22 protein-coding genes and 1 other annotated feature are annotated in these 25,004 nt (G+C 56.4%); of the genes, 11 read left to right on the plus strand and 11 right to left on the minus strand.

Annotated elements, in window-relative coordinates:
• The first annotated feature begins 68 nt into the window (after nucleotides 1-68).
• Both OKF39_RS06195 and OKF39_RS06200 read left to right on the plus strand, forming a co-directional pair.
• Nucleotides 69-1,139, plus strand: coding sequence for a LacI family DNA-binding transcriptional regulator (locus OKF39_RS06195; protein ID WP_479983584.1), 1,071 nt, complete (start codon nucleotides 69-71; stop codon nucleotides 1,137-1,139).
• 102 nt (nucleotides 1,140-1,241) lie between these two features.
• On the plus strand, nucleotides 1,242-4,334 hold the full coding sequence (locus OKF39_RS06200; protein WP_479983585.1) for a beta-galactosidase: 3,093 nt from the start codon (nucleotides 1,242-1,244) through the stop codon (nucleotides 4,332-4,334).
• A gap of 33 nt (nucleotides 4,335-4,367) precedes the next feature.
• Here OKF39_RS06200 and OKF39_RS06205 read toward each other — a convergent pair whose 3' ends face one another.
• A complete protein-coding gene (locus OKF39_RS06205; protein ID WP_326432314.1) occupies nucleotides 4,368-5,198 on the minus strand; it encodes a nickel/cobalt efflux protein RcnA in 831 nt (276 codons plus the stop codon).
• A 133-nt stretch (nucleotides 5,199-5,331) separates the two neighbouring features.
• Here OKF39_RS06205 and OKF39_RS06210 point away from each other — a divergent pair, with 133 nt between their 5' ends.
• Nucleotides 5,332-5,604, plus strand: a complete 273-nt coding sequence (locus tag OKF39_RS06210) for a metal/formaldehyde-sensitive transcriptional repressor (protein ID WP_028012182.1) — start codon at nucleotides 5,332-5,334, stop codon at nucleotides 5,602-5,604.
• Here the strand turns inward: OKF39_RS06210 and OKF39_RS06215 are convergent.
• A complete protein-coding gene (locus OKF39_RS06215; protein ID WP_309264754.1) occupies nucleotides 5,597-7,162 on the minus strand; it encodes an EAL domain-containing protein in 1,566 nt (521 codons plus the stop codon). The genes OKF39_RS06210 and OKF39_RS06215 overlap by 8 nt on opposite strands.
• A gap of 219 nt (nucleotides 7,163-7,381) precedes the next feature.
• Here OKF39_RS06215 and OKF39_RS06220 point away from each other — a divergent pair, with 219 nt between their 5' ends.
• Both OKF39_RS06220 and ykgO read left to right on the plus strand, forming a co-directional pair.
• The gene (locus OKF39_RS06220; RefSeq protein WP_100122746.1) at nucleotides 7,382-7,642 is read left to right on the plus strand and encodes a type B 50S ribosomal protein L31; all 261 of its coding nucleotides are present in this window, start codon (nucleotides 7,382-7,384) and stop codon (nucleotides 7,640-7,642) included.
• Nucleotides 7,643-7,644: 2 nt separating this feature from the next.
• Complete coding sequence (ykgO, locus tag OKF39_RS06225; RefSeq protein ID WP_003859006.1) at nucleotides 7,645-7,785, plus strand: type B 50S ribosomal protein L36; 141 nt, start codon at nucleotides 7,645-7,647, stop codon at nucleotides 7,783-7,785.
• On the opposite strand, the gene OKF39_RS06230 is transcribed toward ykgO, so the two are convergent.
• On the minus strand, nucleotides 7,782-8,492 hold the full coding sequence (locus OKF39_RS06230; RefSeq protein WP_045259912.1) for a GNAT family N-acetyltransferase: 711 nt from the start codon (nucleotides 8,490-8,492) through the stop codon (nucleotides 7,782-7,784). The genes ykgO and OKF39_RS06230 overlap by 4 nt on opposite strands.
• Nucleotides 8,493-8,593: 101 nt before the next feature.
• Here OKF39_RS06230 and pdxR point away from each other — a divergent pair, with 101 nt between their 5' ends.
• Nucleotides 8,594-10,054 (plus strand): MocR-like pyridoxine biosynthesis transcription factor PdxR, encoded by a 1,461-nt coding sequence (gene pdxR, locus OKF39_RS06235; RefSeq protein WP_479983586.1) that lies wholly within the window; start codon nucleotides 8,594-8,596, stop codon nucleotides 10,052-10,054.
• On the opposite strand, the gene OKF39_RS06240 is transcribed toward pdxR, so the two are convergent.
• The 6 genes from OKF39_RS06240 to acrA form a co-directional block, all read right to left on the minus strand.
• Nucleotides 10,026-10,493 (minus strand): YlaC family protein, encoded by a 468-nt coding sequence (locus OKF39_RS06240; protein ID WP_028012186.1) that lies wholly within the window; start codon nucleotides 10,491-10,493, stop codon nucleotides 10,026-10,028. The two genes, pdxR and OKF39_RS06240, sit on opposite strands and share 29 nt — an antisense overlap.
• 116 nt (nucleotides 10,494-10,609) lie before the next feature.
• Complete coding sequence (maa, locus tag OKF39_RS06245) at nucleotides 10,610-11,161, minus strand: maltose O-acetyltransferase (protein ID WP_028012187.1); 552 nt, start codon at nucleotides 11,159-11,161, stop codon at nucleotides 10,610-10,612.
• Between the two features lie 209 nt (nucleotides 11,162-11,370).
• The gene (locus OKF39_RS06250; RefSeq protein WP_008499287.1) at nucleotides 11,371-11,589 is read right to left on the minus strand and encodes an HHA domain-containing protein; all 219 of its coding nucleotides are present in this window, start codon (nucleotides 11,587-11,589) and stop codon (nucleotides 11,371-11,373) included.
• A gap of 27 nt (nucleotides 11,590-11,616) precedes the next feature.
• The gene (gene tomB, locus OKF39_RS06255; RefSeq protein WP_028012188.1) at nucleotides 11,617-11,991 is read right to left on the minus strand and encodes an Hha toxicity modulator TomB; all 375 of its coding nucleotides are present in this window, start codon (nucleotides 11,989-11,991) and stop codon (nucleotides 11,617-11,619) included.
• A gap of 509 nt (nucleotides 11,992-12,500) precedes the next feature.
• The gene (acrB, locus tag OKF39_RS06260) at nucleotides 12,501-15,647 is read right to left on the minus strand and encodes a multidrug efflux RND transporter permease subunit AcrB (RefSeq protein WP_047367620.1); all 3,147 of its coding nucleotides are present in this window, start codon (nucleotides 15,645-15,647) and stop codon (nucleotides 12,501-12,503) included.
• Nucleotides 15,648-15,669: 22 nt separating this feature from the next.
• Nucleotides 15,670-16,863 carry a multidrug efflux RND transporter periplasmic adaptor subunit AcrA gene (gene acrA, locus OKF39_RS06265; RefSeq protein ID WP_028012190.1) on the minus strand — a complete coding sequence of 398 codons (1,194 nt, stop codon included), beginning with the start codon at nucleotides 16,861-16,863 and terminating at the stop codon, nucleotides 15,670-15,672.
• A 141-nt stretch (nucleotides 16,864-17,004) separates the two neighbouring features.
• Between acrA and acrR the strand changes: the two genes are divergently transcribed.
• The gene (gene acrR, locus OKF39_RS06270) at nucleotides 17,005-17,658 is read left to right on the plus strand and encodes a multidrug efflux transporter transcriptional repressor AcrR (protein ID WP_063942740.1); all 654 of its coding nucleotides are present in this window, start codon (nucleotides 17,005-17,007) and stop codon (nucleotides 17,656-17,658) included.
• A 112-nt stretch (nucleotides 17,659-17,770) separates the two neighbouring features.
• Nucleotides 17,771-21,118: a mechanosensitive channel MscK gene (mscK, locus tag OKF39_RS06275; protein WP_479983587.1), complete on the plus strand. Its 3,348-nt coding sequence runs from the start codon at nucleotides 17,771-17,773 to the stop codon at nucleotides 21,116-21,118.
• A gap of 1 nt (nucleotide 21,119) precedes the next feature.
• On the opposite strand, the gene rsmS is transcribed toward mscK, so the two are convergent.
• Nucleotides 21,120-21,296 (minus strand): pleiotropic regulatory protein RsmS, encoded by a 177-nt coding sequence (gene rsmS, locus OKF39_RS06280; RefSeq protein WP_045631461.1) that lies wholly within the window; start codon nucleotides 21,294-21,296, stop codon nucleotides 21,120-21,122.
• A 14-nt stretch (nucleotides 21,297-21,310) separates the two neighbouring features.
• Entirely contained in the window at nucleotides 21,311-21,838 is a 528-nt protein-coding gene (priC, locus tag OKF39_RS06285; RefSeq protein WP_047367622.1) for a primosomal replication protein N'', read from the minus strand.
• A 50-nt stretch (nucleotides 21,839-21,888) separates the two neighbouring features.
• On the opposite strand from priC, the gene OKF39_RS06290 reads away from it, so the two are divergent.
• The 3 genes from OKF39_RS06290 (at nucleotide 21,889) to dnaX (ending at nucleotide 24,986) form a co-directional block, all read left to right on the plus strand.
• Entirely contained in the window at nucleotides 21,889-22,266 is a 378-nt protein-coding gene (locus tag OKF39_RS06290) for a DUF454 family protein (RefSeq protein WP_192979451.1), read from the plus strand.
• A 151-nt stretch (nucleotides 22,267-22,417) separates the two neighbouring features.
• The gene (gene apt / locus OKF39_RS06295) at nucleotides 22,418-22,969 is read left to right on the plus strand and encodes an adenine phosphoribosyltransferase (RefSeq protein ID WP_000127359.1); all 552 of its coding nucleotides are present in this window, start codon (nucleotides 22,418-22,420) and stop codon (nucleotides 22,967-22,969) included.
• A gap of 88 nt (nucleotides 22,970-23,057) precedes the next feature.
• Nucleotides 23,058-24,986 carry a DNA polymerase III subunit gamma/tau gene (gene dnaX, locus OKF39_RS06300; protein WP_047367624.1) on the plus strand — a complete coding sequence of 643 codons (1,929 nt, stop codon included), beginning with the start codon at nucleotides 23,058-23,060 and terminating at the stop codon, nucleotides 24,984-24,986.
• Nucleotides 24,316-24,380 (plus strand) — a sequence feature (DnaX frameshifting element). It overlaps the preceding gene by 65 nt.
• Nucleotides 24,987-25,004 lie beyond the last annotated feature (18 nt).

Genomic DNA, 25,004 nt, shown 5'->3' on the forward strand with positions numbered 1-25,004 from the left:
GCGCTCACATGTTTTAATGGCGTCGCTGTGCCAGAATAGACACTTCGAAAATCGCGATGCCAGAACGCATGAAAGCAATCACTCTTTATGATGTCGCCCTCCTTGCGGGGGTTTCTTATCAGACCGTTTCCCGCGTGATTAACGACGCGGAGCACGTCTCTGCCCGCACGCGGGAAAAGGTGCAGCAGGCAATGGCGGAGCTGCATTACGTTCCCAATCTGCGGGCGCAGCAGCTGGCGGGGAAACGCACCCGTACGCTGGGGCTCATCACCACCGATCTGGCGCTGCACGCGCCTTCGCAAATTGTCTCGGCGGTAAAATCCCGGGCTGCAGGGCACGGGGCGAGCGTCCTGATTTCCATGGTGGAGCAGCCGCAGCAGTGTCAGGCGGCGCTTCAGGCGCTGCTGGCGCAGCGGGTAGACGCGCTGCTGGTCAATGTGCCGCTTGACGATCCGCACGCCGAAGCGCTCAGGTCGCTGGCGACGCCCGTCCCGGTGCTGTTCCTCGACGTGTCACCGTCAGCGCAGGTAAATAGCCTCGTGTTTAACGCCGAGGAGGGGGCACGCCTGGGCGTTGAGCATCTGCTTTCGCTGGGGCATCAGCATATTGCCCTGCTGAGCGGGCCGGAAAGCTCTGTCTCTGCGCGCGCGCGTCTGGCGGGATGGAAAGCGACGCTGGCGCAGGCGGGTCTTGACGCGGCTGCGGTGGCCTACGGCGACTGGAGCGCGGCCAGCGGCTATGAGAAGGGATATGTGCTGCTCTCGGGGGCGGTACTGCCGGATGCCATTCTGGTGGCGAACGATCAGATGGCGCTTGGGGTAATGCGCGCCTGTGCGGAAAAAGGGATAGCTGTTCCTGGCCAGATATCGGTGGTCGGGTTTGACGATACGGCCGACAGCGCCTGGTTTTCTCCGCCGCTGACGACCATTCGTCAGGCGTTTCGCGAGGCGGGCGAGCGCAGCGTGGAGTGGCTTCTGTCCCCCAGCGGGGGGGAGGAATGCTGGCAGGTTCAGCTGCCGGTAACGCTGGTGACCCGCCATTCCAGCGCGCGCCGTACCCCGCAGCAGGCCGAACGCGAGGATCTGGCGCAGCAGCTCAGAAGCCTGGCCCTCCTTGCCGGGCAGCTTGCCCGCAAATAAAACTTTGTGATCGGACTCGCTACCCCGCGATTGCGTGCTTTACCGTCGCCGGGTGCCAGGGCATGTTAACCAAAATTGTGAGCGCTTCGCAAAGAGGTTAATATGCCCAATACTTTATCGCTGACTCTCAGCGCCATTCTGGCCCGGCGGGACTGGGAAAACCCGGGTGTCACCCAGTGGAACCGTCTGGAGGCACATGCGCCGTTAAACAGCTGGCGTCTTGAACAGCCTGCCCTGGATGATGCTGCATCCGCCAGCAGACGCTCTCTCAATGGGGTGTGGCGATTTAACTACTTTCCTGCACCCGAGCAAATCCCGGAGGCGTGGGTAACCGAAGACTGTGCGGATGCCGTTGCGATGCCCGTGCCGTCGAACTGGCAGATGCAGGGGTTTGACACGCCCATCTACACCAACGTCACCTATCCTATCCCCGTTAATCCGCCTTTTGTGCCGCAGGAAAACCCAACCGGCTGTTACTCGCTCACATTTGATGTGGATGACGCGTGGCTTCAGAGCGGGCAGACCCGCATCATCTTTGACGGCGTGAACTCTGCGTTTCATCTGTGGTGCAACGGGCGGTGGATGGGCTATTCCCAGGACAGCAGGCTGCCTGCCGAATTCGATCTCTCGACGGTCCTGCGGCCCGGTGAGAACCGCCTGGCGGTCATGGTGTTGCGCTGGTGCGACGGCAGCTATCTGGAAGATCAGGACATGTGGCGCATGAGCGGAATTTTCCGAGATGTGACGCTACTGCATAAACCCGAAACGCAGATTGCCGATTATCGCGTGGTGACGGACCTGAATGCGGAGCTGGACCGCGCAGTGCTTAAGGCAGATGTCGCGCTGGCAGGGGTGGGCTTTGCAGACTGCGAGGTGGTCTTTACCCTGTGGCGCAAGGGTGAAAAATGCGCCAGCGTTTCCCGGCGTCCGGGGTCTGCCGTTGTGGACGAGCGCGGCAGTTGGGACGAACGCTTAACGGTGGCGATCCCCATTGACCGCCCCGCGCTCTGGAGTGCTGAAACGCCGGAACTGTATCGTCTGACGATGGCGCTTCTCGGCCCGCAGGGTGAGGTGCTGGAGGTTGAGGCGTGCGATGTGGGCTTCCGCCGCGTTGACATCAGCAACGGCCTGCTGAAGCTTAACGGTAAGCCGCTGCTGATCCGCGGGGTTAACCGTCACGAGCATCACCCGGAAAACGGTCAGGTGATGGACGAGGCGACCATGCGTCGCGACATCGAAATCATGAAGCAGCATAACTTCAACGCCGTTCGTTGCTCGCACTACCCGAACCATCCGCTGTGGTACCGGCTTTGCGATCGCTACGGACTGTACGTCGTTGACGAAGCCAATATTGAAACCCACGGCATGGTGCCAATGAGCCGCCTCGCTGACGATCCGCGCTGGCTGCCCGCCATGAGCGAGCGCGTAACCCGCATGGTGCATCGCGATCGCAATCATCCCTCAATTATCATCTGGTCGCTGGGTAACGAGTCCGGCCACGGCGCGAATCATGATGCGCTGTACCGCTGGCTGAAAACCACCGATCCCACGCGCCCGGTGCAGTACGAAGGCGGCGGGGCGAATACGGCGGCGACCGATATTGTTTGTCCGATGTACGCCCGGGTCGATTGGGATCAGCCTTTCCCGGCGGTGCCTAAATGGTCAATCAAAAAATGGATCGGTATGCCCGACGAAACGCGTCCGCTGATCCTCTGTGAATACGCCCACGCGATGGGAAACAGCTTCGGCGGGTTTGCGAAATACTGGCAGGCGTTTCGCAGCCATCCTCGCCTGCAGGGTGGGTTTGTCTGGGACTGGGTCGATCAGGCGTTGACGAAGAAAGACGAAAAGGGCAACGCGTTCTGGGCCTACGGCGGGGACTTTGGCGATACGCCGAACGATCGCCAGTTCTGCCTCAATGGCCTGGTCTTCCCCGATCGCACGCCGCACCCGGCGCTGTACGAAGCGCAGCGCGCCCAGCAGTTCTTTACCTTTACGCTAGTCAGTACCTCTCCGCTGGTGATTGAGGTGCAAAGCGGCTACCTGTTCCGCCCTACCGATAACGAAGTGCTGAGCTGGACGGTTGCCCGGGATGGGAAGGTACTGGCTTCGGGCGAGGTCACGCTGGCGATAGCCCCTGAAGGCGTTCAGCGTCTGGAGATCGCTCTGCCGGAATTGAAAGCCGGGCCGGGTGAAATCTGGCTGAACGTTGAGGTTCGCCAGCCGCTGGCAACGCCGTGGTCACCGGCAGGCCATCGCTGCGCGTGGGAGCAGTGGACGCTTCCCGCTCCACTCTTTATTGCACCGCCAGCCTCTACGGGCGAGCCGCCGGTTTTAACGCAAAACGATCGCATCCTGGAGGTCACGCATCGTCAACAGCGCTGGCAGTTCGATCGCGCATCCGGATACCTGACTCAATGGTGGCGAAATGGCGTTGAAACGCTGCTTTCACCCGTGACGGATAACGTCAGCCGCGCGCCGCTGGACAACGACATTGGGGTGAGCGAAGCGACGCGCATCGATCCAAATGCGTGGGTTGAACGCTGGAAAGCGGCGGGCATGTACGATCTCACCTCGCGCATGCTGCACTGTGAGGCAGAGCAGCATGCGCGTGAGGTGGTGGTTACCACGCTTAATGTCCTGGAGCATCGCGGCAGGGCGCTGTTCCTGAGCCGTAAAATCTGGCGGGTGGACGAGCAGGGTGTTCTGCATGGCGACATTCAGGTCGATATTGCGTCTGATATCCCGGAGCCCGCGCGCATTGGCCTGAGCGTTCATCTCGCTGAAACGCCAGAAAAGGTTGACTGGCTGGGGCTGGGTCCGCATGAAAACTACCCGGACAGAAAGCTGGCGGCGCAGCAGGGGCGCTGGACACTGCCCCTGACAGACATGCACACGCCGTATATCTTCCCGACGGAAAATGGTTTGCGCTGCGATACCCGCAAACTTGTGCTGGGTGCGCATCAGCTGAATGGCGCGTTCCATTTCTCAGTGGGCCGCTATAGCCAGCAGCAGCTGCGTGAGACAACCCATCATCATCTGCTGCGGGAAGAGCCGGGGTGCTGGCTCAACCTCGATGCGTTTCATATGGGGGTGGGCGGCGATGACTCCTGGAGCCCCAGCGTTTCGCCGGAATTTATCCTGCAGACGCGCCAGCTTCGTTATACCTTTAGCTGGCAGCAGACTCTTACCTGACCAGAGAGGCTGCCACCGGGCGTGGCCGCCTGCTTACGCCAGAATGCCGCTCAGGCCATGCAGGCTCATGTAAATCCCTACCACGATAATCAGCGCGGCGGAGATCCACGGCGCTTTGCGGGAAAGTTCGCTAAATCCGGGCCAGCGTTTTGTCGCGTGCTTGAGGCTTAAGGCGGCAATCGCGCCGGAAGCGACCAGCGTTAACGCCAGACCGATGCTGAAGCTGAATACCAGCGTCGCGCCGAGCGCAAAATGCTTCAGCTGCAGGCAGATCAGCAGAACGGTGATGGACGCCGGGCAGGGGATAAGCCCGCCGGTCAGGCCAAACATCGCGATCTGTCCTGTCGTCACGTTTTGTCCGTTAAAGCGCCGGTTGATATCCTGCGCGTGCGCGCGCTGGTGGGCGTCCTGCCACTCCTCTTCAACCAGCGGGTGTTCGTGGTGATGGTGATGATCATGGTGATGATCATGGTGGTGGTCATGGTCATGATGGTGGCGGCAATCGTGATGATGATCGTGTGGCCGGCTCTCTTTCCAGGTTCGCCACGCCATCCACAGGGCGATTGCAACGATCAACACCCCGGAGATCAGCTGGAACCAGGGTTCGGACGTATGTGCGTCCCAGCCGCGGCCAAACCATAGTCCTGCCATGGCAATGATCCAGACTACCGCCGTATGGGAAAGCGTAGCCGCCAGACCAAGCAACACCGCCTGCTTCAGCGTGCCGCGGATAGCCACGATAAAGGCAGCCATCATTGTTTTTGAGTGGCCCGGCTCCAGGCCATGCAGCGCACCGAGCAGGATAGCGCTGGGAACAAACAGCCAGGCATTACCCTGCTGCAGGAGTGAAGCAAAATCGTTCATTGAAATTTCCAGTATGGAAAGCGTGCGCAAATAGTACTCCCCCCCAGTAGCTTAATACTACCCCCCAGTAGAAAAATACTCAGGGGGAGTAGAGCGTGATATGCTTTAAAAGCCAAAAATGAGGGAGACAGAGATGTCACATACCGTTCGCGATAAAAAGATGTTATTGACTCGCCTGAAGAAAATTCAGGGGCAGAGCACCGCGCTGGAGAAAATGCTCAACAGCGATCACGAATGTGCCGAGGTGTTACAGCAGCTGGCGGCGATCCGTGGCGCGGTCAATGGCATGATGATGCAGGTGATTGAAGGGCATCTTACCGATCATGTCGTGAAAGAGCCCGAAGAGGCGCAGCGTGAAGCCGATCTTGGCGTCGTGCTGCAGGTGATCAAATCCTATCTTAAGTAGAGCGCGTGGCGAGGTTGTTCTCTGCCCAAAGGATAAATTCCGTCTTGGGCAGCGCCTTACTGTAGAACCACCCCTGCCCATACTGCACGCCGTGGCGGTGCAGCCAGGTAAGCTGCCCTTCGGTCTCCACGCCTTCCGCCACCATTGCCAGCTGCAGCGACTTCGCCATTTCGATAATGTGCGGCGTTACGTTTTTGTACTCCAGTGCATCCACGAACGATTTGTCAATTTTTAGCGTGTCGACATCGAGATGCTGCAGATAGCTGAGACTGGAATAGCCCGTGCCAAAATCATCAATGTAGACAGGGTGGCCCGAACGGCGAAACGCGGCGATAGCCGGCGCGCTGATTTTGGGGTCGGTAAAGCCACGCTCGGTTAACTCAAGGGCGATTTGTCGGGGATGAATCTGCCACTTATTCAGGAGTTGACTCAGTAAAGGCGGCAGATTACCGGAGGTCAAATCGGCCGGGGCGAGGTTGATGGAGATATGCTGATCGGGGTGGAGCTGCAGCCAGTGGCCCATATCTTCAAACACTTTTTCCATAACTAACTGCGTCAGCTGCGAGATGAGGCCGGTTTGCTCGGCAAGCGGCACAAATATATCAGGCGAGAGACTGCTTCCGTCTGGCTGGGGCCAGCGCGCAAGCGCTTCCGCACCCACGATTTTTCCACTGCACAGCGCCACGATGGGCTGATAGTGAACCACAAAATCGCGGCTGTTAATGGCGTCCAGCAGGCGATTGCGCGGCGACTGGATACGTCGCAGGATCCGCAGGACAAACAGTGCCGCCAGCAGGCTTATCAGGACGCCAAACGGCAGCCAGAAAAGCAGCTGTCGGTGCCAGCTTTCAGCCAGGGGTGTGAGCGCTGCCCACGTGACGACACTAAATCCAAGCTCAGGTACCGGCTTCATGACGTACATGGAGCCCTTGTACTGAACGCTGGAGACGCCTCGATCGTTGATCCGATCGCGGATATGCGGATCAAGCGTGTTACTGCTGGCGAAAATAAGATGCGTTGCGCTTCCCACCAGAGCGGCATCAATGGCAATCGCCCCGAAAGGGATCACATCCACAAGCGAGGCAGGATCGACCAGAACAAGGTAATGGCCCTTCCCGAGCACGGCCATATAGCGGTGAAAGCCAAGATCGTTCTGTGCGGTAAGCCACGCGCTGTAGCCATCTTCGGTGATACGCATGGGGGGAGGATAAGCGGCGGATTTACTGGCCTGCTCAAGCGAAGAGCAGAGGGGTTTGAGGTTGTCGATATAGATCACCTCCTGGATATAGCGCCACGAGAACGCGACCCGACGTATTTCCCTCAAATGCAGCGGACTACAGGGAACGCCCTTAAATCCCTGCAGGTGATTTAACGCTTCTTTAGCCTGATCCACGACCCTGTCGGTGCGCATCAGCACCCGAGAAGCATAGCTATCCAGCGCATCAACAAATTTCTCTTCTGCCTGGCGATGGGCAAGCCAGATGCTGAGGCAAATGGGAACCAGCACGGAAAAGATAAGTACGCCAGTCACCAGACTGACCAGATGTCGGGTTTTCATGCTGTCGTTTCCTTTCTCATATGCCCGAATCCGGACGCTGAGTTTCCTGCCTGAAGAGAAAGATTTTACCGCGAAATGAAATAGTTATAGCACGTGGGGGCAGGGTTTTCATGTTATCTAAAGCAAATTAGAAAATATCCTCAGGAGAGAGAGGGTTGTTTTTTCAACCTCGCCTGGCTATTATTTTGTTATGTTATAACAAAACACAAAGGGTTTATGATGAAACCAAACATCCATCCAGCGTATCGCACCGTGGTATTCCACGACACCAGTGCCAATGAATACTTTAAAGTGGGTTCAACCATTAAAACCGACCGCGAAATTGAGCTCGACGGTGAAACGTATCCGTACATCACTATCGAGGTTTCTTCAAAATCGCATCCGTTTTATACCGGTAAGCAAAAAACGTTTTCCACGGATGGCAGCGCAGCGCGCTTCCGCAAGCGTTTTGGCGGTTTTCTTATTGCGAAGCGGGGCTAACCATGCAGGTGCTTAACTCATTGCGCAGCGCAAAACAGCGTCACCCGGATTGCCAGATAGTCAAACGCAAGGGACGCTTATACGTGATTTGCAAATCCAATCCGCGTTTTAAGGCGGTGCAGGGACGTAAAAAAAGACGCTAGACGCGCGTTTCTCGCCAGCTTTCCAGGGATCTTTTCTGTTTGCCATCGGCAGTAAAATTGTCGGTGGCAAGCCAGCCTTCAAAGGCGCTCGCCAGCGCCGGCCACTCTTTGTCGAGAATCGAAAACCAGTCGGTATCCCGGTTACGGCCTTTTATGACCAGCGCCTGGCGAAAACGGCCTTCAAACTGAAAGCCCAGACGCAGTGCCGCTTTGCGTGATGGTTCGTTCAGGCTGTTGCATTTCCATTCATATCGACGGTAGCCCAGGGTATCGAACGCGTACCGCATCAGCAGATATTGCGCTTCTGTTGACATGGGCGTGCGGCTTAACAGCACGGAGAAGTGAACGTGTCCCACTTCCACAACGCCGTTTTTAGGATCGATCCGCATCAGGGCCAGCGTCCCGACCGGGGCCTGGGTCTGATTATCGATAACGGTAAAGTGCATCGGGTCAGATAACTCACACACGCTTGCCACCCATTCGGCAAACTCAGCGGCCGTGGCATCGGGTTCACGCAGTAGCCACGTCCAGCTCCGGGTGTCTCCGGCCAGAGCATAGGCGGAGAACAGCGCCCCGGCATGCTCCACGCGCAGCGGTTCAAGCCGACAATAATGCCCCTGCAGTACTACCCGGGACGGATGAGGGCGAGGCTGCCAGTCGGTAAGGGCTTCGCCCACAGGTTGTCCAAACTCATTGAATGTCTTCATCTTTATTTCCGTGACGTTGAGAAGAGTTCCAGATTAGAAAATTACTGGTTCCTTAAAAAGAACCACTCAGCTATGTTTTGGTGGTACCACAAGGAGATGAGATGAACATACCGGGCGATGAACTTTATACCTTGCTCCATGCTGCGCTTAAAACGCGTGGGGAAGAGACGCTTCAGCGCGCGCTCTATCTCGCTTTGCGGGAGGCCATACTGGGCGGAAGGCTTCGGTCCGGCAGCCAGCTGTCCGGCTCGCGAACGCTGGCGCAGCAGCTTTCCGTTTCACGGAACACCGTCAATGCGGCGCTGGACCAGCTCACGCTCGAAGGCTATTTGCTGCGTAACCGTCAGGGGACGCGGGTGGCGCAATTCGCCCATCGTGCCAGCCCGCGGGTTCTGACCGATCCTGAGGTCAGGCTGGCAAAACGTGTCGTCCAGCTGCCTGCGCCTGTGTCGCGCGACACCCCGGTCATGGCCTTTACGCCGGGAACGCCCGCCATCAACTATTTCCCCTTGCCGCTGTGGCGGCGATTGTACGATCGTGTCCTGCGGGAGGAGGGGAGCGCTCTGCTGGGCTATGGCGACCCGGCCGGTGAGTCGTCGCTGCGGGCAGCCATCGCCCGTCACCTTGCGCTTTCTCGCGGCATTGACTGCGACGCCAGCCAGATTGTGATAACCGAAGGGGCGCTGGAGGGCGTCAATCTGTGCACGATGCTGTTAAGCGAGCCGGGGGATGTCGCCTGGGTGGAAAATCCCGGCTACAGCGGGGCCAAAAGCGCCTTTGTCAAAACCGGCCTTGCGATGATCGGCATACCGGTGGATGACGAGGGAATGTGCTGGGAAGGGCTGCATGCGCCTTCACCTGCGCTCATTTTCACTTCGCCGTCGCATCAGTTTCCTTACGGGAGCGTGCTCAGCGCGCGGCGGCGTCTGGCGCTGCTGGAACTGGCCCGCCAGCACAAGGCGTGGATCATTGAGGACGATTATGACAGCGAGTTCCGCTATGCCGGCGAGCCCGTACCGGCGATGCTGGGCATGGTCAACAACGCGCCCGTTGTGTATCTGGGGACGTTCAGTAAAACGCTGTTTCCGTCGCTCCGAATGGGGTTCATGGTGTTACCGCCAGCGCTGGCGAAAGCAGCGCGTCCTGCTATCGGCTCGCTGCTGCGCGGCGGGCATCGCGCAGAACAGCGCACCCTGGCGCTGTTTATCGAGGAGGGGCACTATGCCCGTCATCTTGCCGCCATGTGTCGCCTGTATCGTAAGCGTTACCGCCAGCTGCGGGAGGTGCTGAGCGCAGAGCTTTATACTCCGCACCGTGTTCTTGCCGGTGAAGGGGGAATGCACCTGACATTGGCGATTGACGGTATCGACGACCAGCGGCTGGTGGAGAAAGCGAGGGCATTTCAGCTGGCACCCGCTGCGCTGAGCGGCTATTACCTGGAGACGAAGCAGGGGCAAACCGGCCTGGTTTTAGGTTACGGCAACACCTCTGCTTCGCAGTTTGCGCCGGGTATCCGGCGCCTGCAGGCGTTAATTACGCAGCAGCAGGGCGGGAAAGGGTAAAAACATCATAAAAAGAGAGCTGGCCTTTCGTTGCGACCATTTTCTGCAGCTTCTCTTTGTGCACGGTTTCGACAGCCGGAGAGTGCAGGATGCTGTCGATAAGCTCATTCGGCACAAAACGCGTGTTGTACCATTCGCCGTTGTAGCAGACCCGGAAATCGAGGACGTCGATATCTTCGTAACGGTAGCGGGGATTCACGTCGAAAAAGAAAAAGGCGTTAAACACGACAAACAGCACCACCAGCAGCCAGACGGAGTCCACCAGCGTTTCGGACTTCAGCATGACAATCAGCGTCGCCAGCCAGGCGGCATACATGGCAACAAACAGCCCGGGATGTTTGCGGATAAAGCTAATGCTAAAGCGCGGGCGATTGTCTCGCTTTTCGCGGTGGTTAAGATCGTCGATGGTGGCGGTAAGCAGGCGCTGTATCTCGGTCATTTTTGGCCTTTTGAGAGTTGACAATACAGGGTATCTGCCAATTTTAGGGGAGCCATCCGGCTGAAAAAAGTAACAGTCGGGCGCTAAAAGACCATAACAGTTGGCTCCCCGGATCGTTACAGCGTTTTGATGATTTTCGCCGGGTTGCCGCCCACGACGACGTTAGCCGGCACGTCTTTCGTCACGACGGCACCGGAAGCCACAACCACATTATCCCCGATGGTGACGCCTGGGTTAATGACCGCACGTCCACCAATCCAGACATTATTGCCAATGGTGACGGGCTTACCAAACTCCACTCCGCTGTTACGTTCTTGCGCATCCAGCGGATGGGTGGCCGTATAAATATGAACGCCCGGCGCGAGCATGCAGTTGTCGCCAATATGTACAGGGCAGACATCCAGCATTACGCAATCGAAGTTGGCGTAAAAGTCTTTGCCCAGATAAATGTTATATCCATAGTCACAGCGGAAGCTCGGCTCAATATACGCCCCTTCGCTTTGTCCCAGCAGTTCCGCCAGAATGTTCTGGCGTTCTGTTTTTTCGTCAGGCGCGGTGTGGTTATAGCGGTGAAGCAGATGGCGCGCCCGAAGCCGGTCGGCGCGTAACGTCTCATCACCAGGGCGGTAATGTTCACCTGAAATCATCTTCTGTTTTTCTATGCTCATCGGAAACCTCTCTGGATGTTATTCCTGAAGGGTAATCGCAACAGGCGTTAAGGGGAACGTTCCCGGAAGGCCGATGTGACCACAGTCACAACATTGTTGCTGATGAGCGCGTTTAACACGGAGACCTGGCTTTCGCGCAGGGAGCATAACGGGACAGGTGAATACAGCTTATAACGTGGCGTAGAACCTCTACAGACACACTTCAAAGATTAACGGACAAATTTCCATACAGAAGTAGGGATTTTGTCATACAGCTTATTCATCGTTAGCTCTGCAAGGCGATGGTCAGCGGCTGAATAAAATACCGCCAGTTCATTATCAGAAAGCTCGTATTTATTCTTTTCAATGACGCGTTCAAGGGTGTCAATTGACTGACAACGTCGTAAGCGCATCAAATAATCGATTTTTGTGAGTGGTTTATCAGACATAAATTCACCTTAGTAATTGTAATAATTTTAACAGGAAAGACTAACCGGGTTAGCTCTGCTCACGTTAACGAAACAGCGGAATAGCCGGTTTCCCGATTTACGCCATTTTTGCAAATCCTGAGTGTTAATGCCGTAACTGCTGAACAACATAAAGGTGTCGTCCAGGTATTCATCAATTTGCTCAATGAGCTTATTATCTTCATTGTACTTAATTTTATAATTAAGTGCGAAGGTAGCGATATGCTCTATCAGCTCATTCAACTGTAAATTGATGGCAGACGTTGGGTCATTTACCCAGCCATGGTTGCTTTCATCAAGATTGGCAAGGCAGTCATGGTACAAGGATTCGCAGAGAAATTTCAACTGCGCGATATCATGCCTTTTTGGCGAGTACTCGTCCATAGCGCATCCCCTTCTGAGTGATTTCTTACTCACCGAACATCATTGTCGGGATGGATACATCTGACTTAGCTACATGAGCGCTGTGTTCCTGATAACCTAACTATAAGCCACTCCTTCCTGGATTTCACCGCGCTATTACGAAAAATTACAAATAAAACCGCAGGCTGCGAGCGTCTACGCAAATGTTCATCCGAAACTGAACTTTTTTATCAGGATTAACGATAGTTTTTTCGCTTCCTTGCATTTCATTGGCTTAGCTTACAGCCATAAGAAAAGTTCACATCCGGAGTTCCGTTTGTCTTAACTTTTAATTAGGAATATTCCTAACAACTTAAGCAGGGAAATAGATTTAAAAAAATCCTGAGTTCACCTATTAAGTTATCAGTTAAATATGATATGTCTGTTTAAGATGACAGAAAATAAATAGGACCTCAATAAGCTTATTTTATGATTTTTTCTGAAAATGAAAAAGGCCGCAAATGCGGCCTTTTTATTATATGAAACCGGTATCAGTGAGGTTCTACCGAATGACTGTGCTCAACATCTTCATTCTTCCGGCTGAAGCGGCGGCGCACCACCACGAAGAACACCGGGACGAAGAAGATAGCCAGTACGGTCGCGGTGATCATACCGCCCATTACACCTGTACCGACCGCGTTCTGCGCACCGGAGCCTGCACCGGAGCTAATAACCAGCGGCATTACGCCGAGGATGAACGCCAGAGAGGTCATCAGGATTGGACGCAGACGCATACGCACCGCTTCCAGCGTCGCCTCAATAAGGCCTTTACCCTCTTTCTCCATCAGATCTTTGGCGAATTCAACGATAAGTATCGCGTTCTTCGCCGACAAGCCAATGGTTGTCAGCAGGCCTACCTGGAAGTACACGTCGTTGGTCAATCCACGGAACGTTGCCGCAAGCAGCGCACCAATAACCCCGAGTGGAACCACCAGCATAACGGAGAACGGAATTGACCAGCTCTCGTACAGCGCCGCCAGACACAGGAAGACCACAATCAGTGAAATGGCGTACAGGGCAGGGGCCTGGTTTCCGGACAGACGTTCCTGATAGGACATACCGGTCCAGTCATAGCCGATACCCGCAGGCAGTTTGCTGGCCAGCTCTTCCATCAGGTTCATGGCTTCACCGGTGCTTCGGCCCGGTGCGGCCTGACCCAGGATTTCCATCGACGGCAGACCGTTGTAACGTTCCAGACGCGGAGAGCCGTATTCCCAGTGTGACGTTGAGAAGGATGAGAACGGCACCATCTGACCGTTGCTGCCGCGAACGTACCAGTTGTTAATATCGTTCGGCAACATACGGTACTGCGCTTCGGACATGACGTACACTTTCTTCACACGACCACGGTCGATGAAGTCGTTGACGTAGCTACCGCCCCAGGCCGCGCCCAGCGTGGTATTGATGTCGCTGATGGACACGCCCAGCGCCTGCGCTTTTTCCTGATCGATGTTGATCTTATACTGCGGCGTATCTTCCAGTCCGTTTGGACGTACGCCGACCAGCAGGTCAGGGTGTTTAGCCACTTCGCCGAACAGCTGGTTACGCGCCTGCGTCAGTTTCTCGTGACCCAGACCGCCCTGGTCGATCAGCTGGAAGTCGAAGCCGGTCGCCGTACCCAGTTCAACAATCGCTGGCAGGTTAAAGGCGAAGACCATCGCATCTTTAATCTGCGAGAAGGTGCCCATGGCACGGCCCGTGATCGCTTCAACTTTATTCTCATCGCCCGGACGATCCGCCCAGTCTTTCAGAGAAACGAAGGCGATACCGGTGTTCTGACCACGACCCGCAAAGCCAAAGCCGTTAACCGCAAACACGGATTCAACGTTCGCTTTCTCTTTGGTGAGATAGTAGTCCGTCACTTCGTCCAGCACCTTCTGGGTACGCTCTTGCGACGCCCCTGCCGGAAGCTGTGCCATCGTCAGGAACACGCCCTGGTCTTCATCTGGCAGGAACGAGCTTGGCAGACGAACGAACAGGAACGCCATCCCCACTACGATAATGATATAGAGCAGCAGATAACGACCGGTGCTGCGCAGGATATTGCCCACGCTGTCGGTGTAGTGGTGCGCGCTCTTATCAAACATGCGGTTAAACCAGCCGAAGAACCCTTTATGCTCGCCGTGACCGCCTTTCTGAACCGGCTTCAGCATGGTGGCACACAGCGCTGGCGTCAGGATTAACGCTACCAGTACCGACAGCGCCATCGCGGAGACGATGGTAATGGAGAACTGGCGGTAAATCGCACCCGTAGAGCCCCCGAAGAAGGCCATCGGGATAAATACCGCGGACAGCACCATCGCAATACCGACCAGCGCGCCCTGGATCTGGCCCATAGATTTACGGGTGGCTTCCTTCGGCGGCAAACCTTCTTCCGCCATCACGCGCTCGACGTTCTCTACCACCACGATGGCGTCATCCACCAGCAGGCCGATGGCGAGCACCATCCCGAACATCGTCAGGGTGTTTATCGAGAACCCAAAGGCTGCAAGGATGGCAAAGGTCCCCAGCAGAACGACCGGCACGGCGATGGTTGGGATCAGCGTCGCGCGGAAGTTTTGCAGGAACAGATACATCACCAGGAACACCAGGATGATCGCTTCTACCAGCGTTTTAACCACTTCGTGAATCGAAATTTTAACGAACGGCGTAGTGTCATACGGATAAACGATTTTCAGGCCTGACGGGAAGAACGGTTCCATCTTCTTCAGTTCCGCACGGATCGCCGTCGCGGTGTCCAGGGCGTTCGCGCCTGTCGCCAGTTTGATACCCAGACCGGACGCCGGTTTACCGTTAAACTTCGCGATGATGTCGTAGTTCTCACCACCCAGCTCAACCCTGGCCACGTCGCGCAGACGAACCTGCGAACCGTCCTGGTTCACCTTCAGCAGAATTTTGCTGAACTCATCGGCGGAGGTCAGACGGGTTTGCGCGATAATGGACGCGTTAAGCTGCTGGCCTTTCACCGGCGGCGTACCGCCTAACTGACCGGCTGCCACCTGGGCGTTCTGCGCTTTAATCGCGTTAATCACGTCAACCGGCGTCAGCTGGAAGTTGTTCAGTTTGTTCGGATCCATCCAGATACGCATCGCGTACTGGGAACCGAACAGCTGAACGTCACCCACACCGGACGTACGGCTGATGGCGTCCTTCATGTTGGCGCCCACGTAGTCGGAAATATCCTCCTGCGTCATGGTGCCGTTGGTGTTAATAACGCCGACAACCATCAGGAAGCTGCTGGACGATTTCTCGACGCTCACACCCTGCTGTTGCACTTCCTGCGGCAGAAGAGGCATTGCCAGCTGCAGTTTGTTCTGCACCTGAACCTGCGCAATGTCCGCATCCGTACCGGATTCAAAGGTCAGGGTGATCTGAACCGTACCGGTGGAGTCACTGTTTGAGGACATGTACATCAGGTTATCGATACCGTTCATGTTCTGTTCGATAACCTGAGTCACGGTATCTTGCACCGTTTTCGCATCAGCCCCCGGGTAGGTTGCGGAGATCGTTACCGCCGGTGGCGCAATCGTTGGATATTGCGCGACAGGCAGCTTCAGGATCGCAAGTCCCCCGGCCAGCATGATGATAATGGCGATCACCCACGCAAATATGGGGCGATCGATAAAGAAATTAGGCATGTCTTAACGGCTCCTGTTTAAGTTAAGACTTGGTTTGTTCTGACTGGCCAGCGGCCGAAGCTTGTTGTTTATCGTCAGATGTCACTTCCTGTGCTTTTACCTGCGCGCCAGGACGTACTTTTTGCAAACCAGTAACAATCACGCGATCGCCATCTTTCAGACCTTCCGTCACCAGCCATTTATCGCCAATCGCCTGCGTGGCGGTGATATTGCGCGTTTCGACTTTGTTATCTGCCCCAACAACCAGTGCGCTCGCATCGCCGCGTGGCGTACGGGTCACACCCTGCTGTGGAACAAGAAGTGCGGTTGGATTCGTTCCTTCTTCCAGACGCGCGCGAACGAACATACCTGGCAGCAGATTTTTGTCAGGGTTCGGGAAAATCGCACGTAAGGTGATGGAACCGGTGGTCTGGTCGACCGTCACATCAGAGAATTCCAGAGTACCTTCCTGCGGGAACTTGATACCGTCGTTGGTAACCAGCTCCACTTTGGCTTTGCCGTTTTCCTGTTTCAGGGTGCCGTTAGCCAGCTCCTGTTTCAGGCGCAGGAAATCGTTGCTGGACTGCGTCACGTCAACGTAGATCGGATCAAGCTGCTGCACGGTAGCCAGCGCAGTGGTCTGCCCGTTCTGCACCAGCGCCCCTTCCGTCACGGCAGATTTACCAATACGACCGCTGATAGGGGAGGTCACTTTGGTATAGGCCAGGTTAATGCGTGCAGTTTCGACAGCCGCTTTGGCTGCTACCACGGCCGCGTTAGCCTGCTGGGCATCTGCCAGCGCGGTATCGTAATCCTGTTGGCTGATGTACTTCGTGCCGAGCAGTTTCTGATAGCGGTTCAGCGTCAGCTGAGCGATTTTTGCCGCCGCTTGTGCTTTAGCCAGGTCACCTTTCGCGCTTTCATAAGAAGCCTGATAGGTTGCGGGATCAATCTGATACAGAGACTCACCGGCCTTCACATCGCCGCCTTCGGTAAAGTTACGTTTCAGGATAATGCCGCTAACCTGAGGACGCACTTCCGCAATGCGGTAAGCGTTTGTACGGCCTGGTAATTCTGTGGTGATCTGCAGAGGTTCAGATTTGAGTGTCACAACGCCGACTTCTGGCGCCTGCTGAGCTCCTTGTTGAGCCGGTTTGTCGTCACATCCTGTAAGCGCTAAGCTGCCTGAGAGCATCAGAACGACCGCCAGAGGCGTTAACCCTCTGTTTTTGTTCATATGTAAACCTCGAGTGTCCGATTTCAAATTGATCAAGGGTCCTGAGTCTAAAAACCCATTGCTGCGTTTATATTATCGTCATGCTATGGTACATACATTCACAAATGTATGTAAATCTGACTCCTGTAAATTCACCCACCTATGGCACGAAAAACTAAACAACAAGCGCTGGAAACCCGACAACACATTCTGGATGTGGCAATACGTTTGTTCTCTCAGCAGGGTGTTTCTTCTACCTCGCTGGCGCAAATTGCTCAGGCTGCCGGTGTGACGCGGGGAGCGATTTACTGGCATTTTAAAGACAAGTCAGATCTGTTCAGTGAAATCTGGGAGCTTTCAGAGTCCAGCATTAGCGATCTCGAGAGTGAGTATCGGGCAAAATTCCCTGACGATCCACTCTCAGTATTAAGAGAAATATTAGTATATATCCTTGAAGCAACGGTAGTTGAAGAGCGTCGCAGATTAATGATGGAAATTATCTTTCATAAATGTGAGTTCGTGGGCGAGATGGCGGTGGTGCAACAAGCGCAGCGCAGCCTCAGCCTGGAGAGCTACGATCGTATCGAACAGAACCTGAACCTGTGTATGCAGGCAAAGCTGTTACCGGCCAATTTACTCACCCGCCGGGCGGCCATCCTGATGCGCAGCTACATTTCAGGTCTGATGGAAAACTGGCTTTTTGCGCCGCAATCCTTTGACCTCAAAGAGGAAGCCCGCAGCTACGTGGCGGTTTTACTGGAAATGCTACAGCTCTGCCCGACGCTGCGCAGCGACGCGCTTTCGCTCACGGCCTGAGTCCTTCCAGGATTTATCTCAGAGGCTTACGTTCTCGCTATTCTGCTTCTGACGAGCGTGATATTCTTCACGCCGGACTATTTTCGGTCATCTGCTGACATCATTCACAACTATGCTGCCCATCAATCGCTCGCAACATCCTGTATTTGCATTGCTCTTTGCTATGCTGTTTTTCTTCGCCACGGCGCCGCTGACCTGGGCCCGCGCCGACAACAGTAACGATATCCCCACGCGCGCTGATGTTCAGTCGCAGCTCGACACGCTGAATAAACAAAAAGAACTCTCTCCTCAGGAAAAACTGACGCAGCAGGATCTGACGGAAACGCTGGAAACGCTGGATAAAATTGAACGCGTTAAGGCTGAAACCACCCAGCTTCGTCAGAAGGTGGCGCAGGCGCCGGAGAACATGCGTAAGGCCACGGAAGCGCTAAGCGCGCTAAGCGACGTCGATAACGACGATGAAACGCGCAAAACGCTCTCCACGCTCTCCTTACGCCAGCTGGAATCGCGCGTCGCGCAATTGCTCGACGATCTGCAAACCGCACAGTCTGACCTCGCGACCTACAACAGTCAGCTCGTCTCCCTGCAAACCCAGCCCGAGCGCGTGCAAAACGCGATGTACGCCGCGTCTCAGCAGCTGCAGCAGATCCGCAACCGCCTGAACGGCACGACGGTAGGGGAGGGCACGCTGCGCCCGACCCAGCAAACCCTGCTGCTGGTTCAGCAGTCGCTGCTCAATGCGCAAATCGAACAGCAGCGTAAAAGCCTGGAAGGGAATACGGTGCTGCAGGACACGCTCCAGAAACAGCGTGATTACGTGACGGCGAATATTAATCGTCTGGAGCATCAGCTTCAGCTGTTGCAGGAGGCGGTAAACAGCAAACGCCTGACCCTGACGGAAAAAACCGCTCAGGAAGCCGTCTCGCCGGACGAAACTGCCCGCATTCAGGCCAACCCGCTGGTGAAACAGGAGCTTGAGGCTAACCACCAACTCAGCCAGCGCCTGATACTGGCGACGGAAAGCGGCAACTCGCTGGTTCAGCAAAATATCAAAGTGAAGAACTGGCTGGATCGCGCGCTGCAGGCGGAACGCAACATCAAAGAGCAGATCGCGGTCTTGAAGGGCAGCCTCCTGCTGTCGCGTATTCTCTACCAGCAGCAGCAGACGCTGCCGTCTGCCGACGAGCTGGAGGACATGACCAACCGCATTGCGGATTTACGTCTGGAGCAGTTTGACGTCAACCAGCAGCGCGATGCCCTTTTCCAGAGTGATGCTTTCGTCGCCAAAATTGAAGAGGGGCACTCCAGTGACGTAAACCCGGAAGTGCATGACGCGCTGCTCCAGGTGGTGGATATGCGCCGTGAACTGCTGGACCAGCTCAATAAACAGCTGGGCAACCAGTTGATGATGGCAATTAACCTGCAGATCAACCAGCAGCAGCTGGTCAGCGTGTCAAAAAGCCTGCAGGAGATTTTGACGCAGCAGATTTTCTGGGTGAACAGCAACAAGCCGATGGACTGGGACTGGATTAAGTCCTTCCCGGAGACGCTGAAAACGCAGATTAAGAGCATGAAAATCACCGTGAACTGGGAGAAAGCCTGGCCTGCGGTAATGATTGCTTTCCTGGCGGGCTTACCGCTGCTGCTGATTGCCGGTCTGATCCGCTGGCGTTTGAAATGGCTGAAACAGTACCAGGCGAAGCTGGCCTCGGAAGTGGGGCAACTGCGTAACGACAGCCAGCTCCATACGCCAAAAGCGATTCTGATCGATCTCATTCGCGCGCTGCCGGTGTGCCTGATTATTCTGGCCGTGGGCCTGATCCTGCTCACGATGCAGCTTAACGTCAGCGATCTGCTCTGGGCGTTCAGTAAAAAACTGGCGCTGTTCTGGCTGGTATTTGGCGTGTGCTGGAAGGTGCTCGAAAAAGACGGCGTGGCGGTGCGTCACTTCAACATGCCTGCGCAGCTGACCAGCCACTGGCGGCGCCAGATTGTGCGCGTCAGCCTGGCGCTCCTGCCGCTGCACTTCTGGTCGGTAGTCTCCGAGCTTTCCCCGCTGCATCTGATGGATGATGTGCTGGGTCAACTGGTCATTCTGCTCAACCTGCTGCTGATTGCGATCCTGATGTGGCCGATGTGCCGCGACAGCTGGCGTGATAAAGAGTCCCACAATATCCGTCTGGCCACCGTGACGGTGCTGGCGATCATTCCGCTGGCGCTGATGGTGCTTACGGCAACGGGCTACTTCTACACCACGCTGCGCCTGTCCGGGCGCTGGATCGAGACGGTCTATCTGGTGATCGTCTGGAACCTGCTCTATCAGACCGTGCTGCGCGGCTTAAGCGTCGCGGCCCGCCGCATTGCTTACCGTCGTGCCATTGCGCGTCGTCAGCATCAGGTGAAAGAGGGGGCTGAAGGCGCGGAGCCGCAGGAAGAGCCGACCATCGCGCTGGAGCAGGTTAACCAGCAGACGCTGCGTATCACCATGCTGGTGATGATCGCGCTGTTTGCGGTGATGTTCTGGGCGATCTGGTCTGATTTAATTACCGTCTTCGCCTATCTCGACAGTATTACCCTCTGGCAGTACAACGGTACCGAAGCCGGCGCGGCGGTGATGAAAAGCGTCACCATGGGCAGCCTGCTGTTTGCGCTGGTGTCGTCGGTGGTGGCCTGGGCGCTGATTCGTAACCTGCCGGGTCTGCTGGAAGTGCTGGTGCTCTCAAGGCTGAACCTGCGCCAGGGGGCGTCTTACGCCATCACCACCATCCTGAATTACGTCATCATTATCGTCGGGGCGATGACGGTATTCGGCTCGCTGGGCGTCTCGTGGGATAAACTGCAGTGGCTGGCGGCGGCCCTCTCGGTTGGTCTTGGTTTTGGCCTGCAGGAGATCTTCGGTAACTTTGTCTCCGGCCTGATTATCCTCTTCGAACGTCCGGTGCGTATCGGCGATACCGTCACCATCGGTACGTTCTCCGGGACCGTCAGCAAGATCCGAATTCGTGCGACCACCATCACTGACTTCGATCGTAAAGAGGTGATCATCCCGAACAAAGCGTTCGTGACCGAGCGTCTGATCAACTGGTCGCTCTCGGATACCACCACGCGCGTGGTGATTCGCCTCGGCGTGGCCTACGGTTCCGATCTGGATAAAGTGAAAGAGGTATTGCTTAAAGCCGCTAAATCGCATCCAAAAGTCATGCACGATCCTGCGCCAGACGTCTTCTTCACCACCTTCGGGCCAAGCACGCTGGATCACGAGCTGCGTTTATACGTGCGTGAACTTCGCGATCGCAGCTACACCGTTGATGAACTGAACCGCGCGATCGACCGCCTGTGCCGTGAAAACAACATTAACATCGCCTTCAACCAGCTTGAGGTTCACCTGCATAATGAGAAAGGTGATGAGCATACGGAAGTGAAGCGCGACATTAAGGGCGACGACCCGACTCCGGCTTAATCTATTTTCCCTCTCCCACAGGGAGAGGGTTAGGGTGAGGGGGAAGTTTCCCCTCAAAATCCCGCCGCACAATCTCCAGCGCTTTAAGCACCGTCTCGGCCGGGATCTCATGATTCTCCAGCAACATAATCAAATCGACGGCCAGCTTGACCTCGTCGGGTGCATTTTCCAGTGACATAGATGTGGCTCCAGTTAACGGGTCAGGCGTTCAATCACGCGTTCAATCTCATCCAGCGCCTGACGGCAGCGGACGATGCGGCCTTCCAGCGCGCTAATCTCGCGCATCAATAGCTGCTGCTCTTCCAGCGTTTCGCTATTGTTCAGGCGGGCTTCGCGCTCGCGCTTCATCTCAAACAGACGCCGCTCAAACTCCTGGTTCTCCAGCCGCTTGCGCTGCCATTTTCCCAGCCCAGGCGAGGCGCTGTCCCACGCCCGTAGCGGCCAGGCGGCGATTTCGCGGTGCAGGGCGGTGATCTGCTCGGTAAGATGCTCCGCAAGCCACACCACCTGTTCCTGCTGTTCACTCTCAACCGCGTGGCGAAGCTCATCGAGGTTGGTCTGCATCTCAGCAAGGTAATCCTGAATGACGGTGCTGCGGGTGCGGAAAAGCTGCCGGTCAAAGCGCGGTTTCAGCGTGGCGTGTCCCATCAGCGGCGTGGCCTGCGCCCGCAGAGCGATCAGCTGATTTTGCAGCTTCTCAAGAAGCAGTGCTGTTTTCAATGCGCTCTCCAGTGGTAAAGTAGCCGTTCAGTTTGATAACGATTCGCATTATGCAGCGTACTATTTTAATCATCATTGGCTGGCTCGCGGTAGTGCTGGGTACGCTGGGTGTGGTTTTGCCCTTGCTGCCGACCACGCCGTTTATCCTGCTGGCCGCCTGGTGCTTCGCCCGCTCGTCGCCGCGTTTTCACCACTGGCTCCTGTACCGCTCGTGGTTTGGCGGCTACCTGCGGTACTGGCAAAAACACCGGGCCATGCCGCCCGGGGCCAAGCCGCGCGCCATTGCCTTTATCCTGATCACCTTCGCCGTTTCGTTATGGCTGGTGAACATGATGTGGGTGCGTATTCTGCTGCTGACGATCCTGGCCTGCCTGCTGATCTTCATGTGGCGGATCCCCGTGGTTGATGAAAAGCAACAAAAGCACTGAAGCCTCATCATGGCGGTTGCAATTATGGCGCGCAGCCAGTAAATTCGACCGTTTTCGAGCACAGGTGCGCCTGGTCAAAGGTTAAACAACTGTTACTTTGACCGACTCGTCGCGCGCCGTGAGTAACACTGTTTCATTTAGGCACAAACCGATGACCGCAACTGCACAGCAGCTTGAATATCTGAAAAATAGCATCAAAAGCATCCAGGACTATCCAAAGCCTGGCATTCTTTTCCGTGATGTCACCAGCTTGCTGGAAGACCCGAAAGCGTACGCGCTCAGCATTGAACTGCTGGTCGAGCGTTATAAAAACGCCGGGATCACCAAAGTAGTAGGTACCGAAGCCCGCGGCTTCCTGTTTGGCGCACCGGTTGCGCTGGCGATGGGCGTGGGTTTTGTGCCGGTGCGTAAGCCGCGCAAACTGCCGCGTGAAACCATCGCGGAGAGCTACGAGCTGGAGTACGGCACCGATCAGCTGGAAATCCACGTTGACGCGATCAAGCCCGGCGACAAAGTGCTGGTGGTGGACGATCTGCTGGCAACCGGCGGCACCATTGAAGCGACCGTCAAGCTGATCCGCCGTCTGGGTGGTGAAGTGACCGACGCGGCCTTCATCATCAACCTGTTCGATCTTGGCGGTGAACAGCGCCTGGAAAAACAGGGCATTACCAGCTACAGCCTGGTGCCTTTCCCGGGTCATTAATCCCGGTTTTCACAACCTCGCTCAATGGGTGAGGTTGTGATAGCATTCCCCTCCATAAATTCACCTTCCAGCGTTGCAGAGCCTGCCCATGAGTTATCAGGTGTTAGCCCGTAAATGGCGACCACAAACCTTTGCTGACGTTGTCGGTCAGGAACATGTGCTGACGGCCCTGGCGAACGGCTTGTCGCTAGGTCGCATCCATCACGCCTATCTTTTTTCCGGCACCCGCGGCGTCGGTAAGACTTCTATTGCCCGTCTGCTGGCGAAAGGTCTGAACTGCGAAACCGGGATCACCGCCACCCCGTGCGGCGTGTGTGACAACTGCCGCGAGATCGAGCAGGGGCGTTTTGTCGATCTGATCGAGATCGACGCCGCCTCGCGTACCAAGGTGGAAGACACTCGCGATCTGCTCGACAACGTCCAGTACGCCCCTGCGCGCGGCCGCTTCAAGGTCTACCTGATCGATGAAGTGCACATGCTGTCGCGCCACAGCTTTAACGCCCTGCTGAAAACGCTGGAAGAGCCGCCCGCGCACGTTAAATTCCTGCTGGCGACCACCGATCCGCAAAAGTTGCCGGTCACCATCCTGTCGCGCTGCCTGCAGTTCCACCTGAAGGCGCTGGACGTTGAGCAGATCCGCGCTCAGCTTGAGCACATCCTTGATGAAGAGAAGATCGTTCACGAGCCGCGCGCCCTGCAGTTGCTGGCCCGCGCGGCTGACGGCAGCCTGCGTGATGCGCTAAGCCTGACCGACCAGGCGATTGCCAGCGGTGACGGCAAGCTCTCGACCGAAGCGGTCAGCACCATGCTCGGCACGCTGGATGACGATCAGGCGCTGTCGCTCATCGAAGCGATGATTGCCGCCAACGGCGAGCGCGTGATGTCGCTGGTGAACGCGGCCGCTGCCCGCGGTATTGAGTGGGAAGCGCTGCTGGTCGAGATGCTCAGCCTGCTGCACCGCGTGGCGATGCTGCAGCTGTCTCCGTCGGCCATCGGTGCGGATATGGCCGCTATTGAACAGCGGATGCGTGAACTTGCCCGCACCGTGCCGCCTGCCGACGTGCAGCTGTATTACCAGACGCTGCTGATTGGCCGCAAAGAGTTACCGTTCGCGCCGGACCCCAGGATGGGCGTCGAAATGACGCTGCTGCGCGCGCTGGCGTTCCACCCGCGCATGCCGTTGCCGGAACCGGAAGCGCCGCGGCAGTCTTTTGCCCCGGTCGCCCCTACGGCGGTAATGTCACCGCAGCAGGTGCCACCGCAGCCGACGCCGCCGCCACAGCAAAACGTACCGCTGTCGGATGCCACCAGTTCGGTGCTTGCCGCACGCAGCCAGCTGCAGCGTGCGCAGGGAGTAACCAAACCAAAAAAGAGTGAACCGGCAGCGCCAGGAAGAGCGCGGCCGGTGAACAACGCCGCGCTTGAACGACTGGCCTCGGTAACGGAGCGTGTACAGTCGCGTCCGGCACCGTCCGCGCTCGAGCAGAAAGCCCCGGTGAAAGAAGAGGCTTACCGCTGGAAGGCGACCACCGTTGTTGAAACGGTCAAGGAAGTGGTCGCCACGCCGAAAGCGCTGAAAAAGGCGCTGGAGCATGAAAAAACGCCGGAGCTTTCCGCTAAGCTCGCCGAAGAGTCCATCGCGCGCGACGCCTGGGCCGCTGAGGTCAGCCAACTCCAGCTGCCGAAGCTGGTGGAGCAGGTCGCGCTAAACGCCTGGAAAGAGCAGGACGGCAATCAGGTGCGTCTGCATCTGCGTCCGGGCCAGCGGCATCTCAATTCCCCTGGCGCGCAAAAGGCGCTGGCCGAGGCGCTTGCTGCTTTACAGGGTTCACCGGTTGAATTGACTATCATTGAAGATGATAATCCGGCAGTGAAAACGCCGCTCGAGTGGCGCCAGGCCATTTATGAAGAGAAGCTCGCGCAGGCGCGCGAGGCAATTATTGCGGATAACAACATCCAGACCCTGCGCCGGTTCTTCGACGCCGATCTGGATGAAGAGAGTATTCGCCCCATTTGATCGTGAGTCTGACTTACG

The organism is Enterobacter cloacae complex sp. HYC042_NIDB (assembly GCF_056673315.1).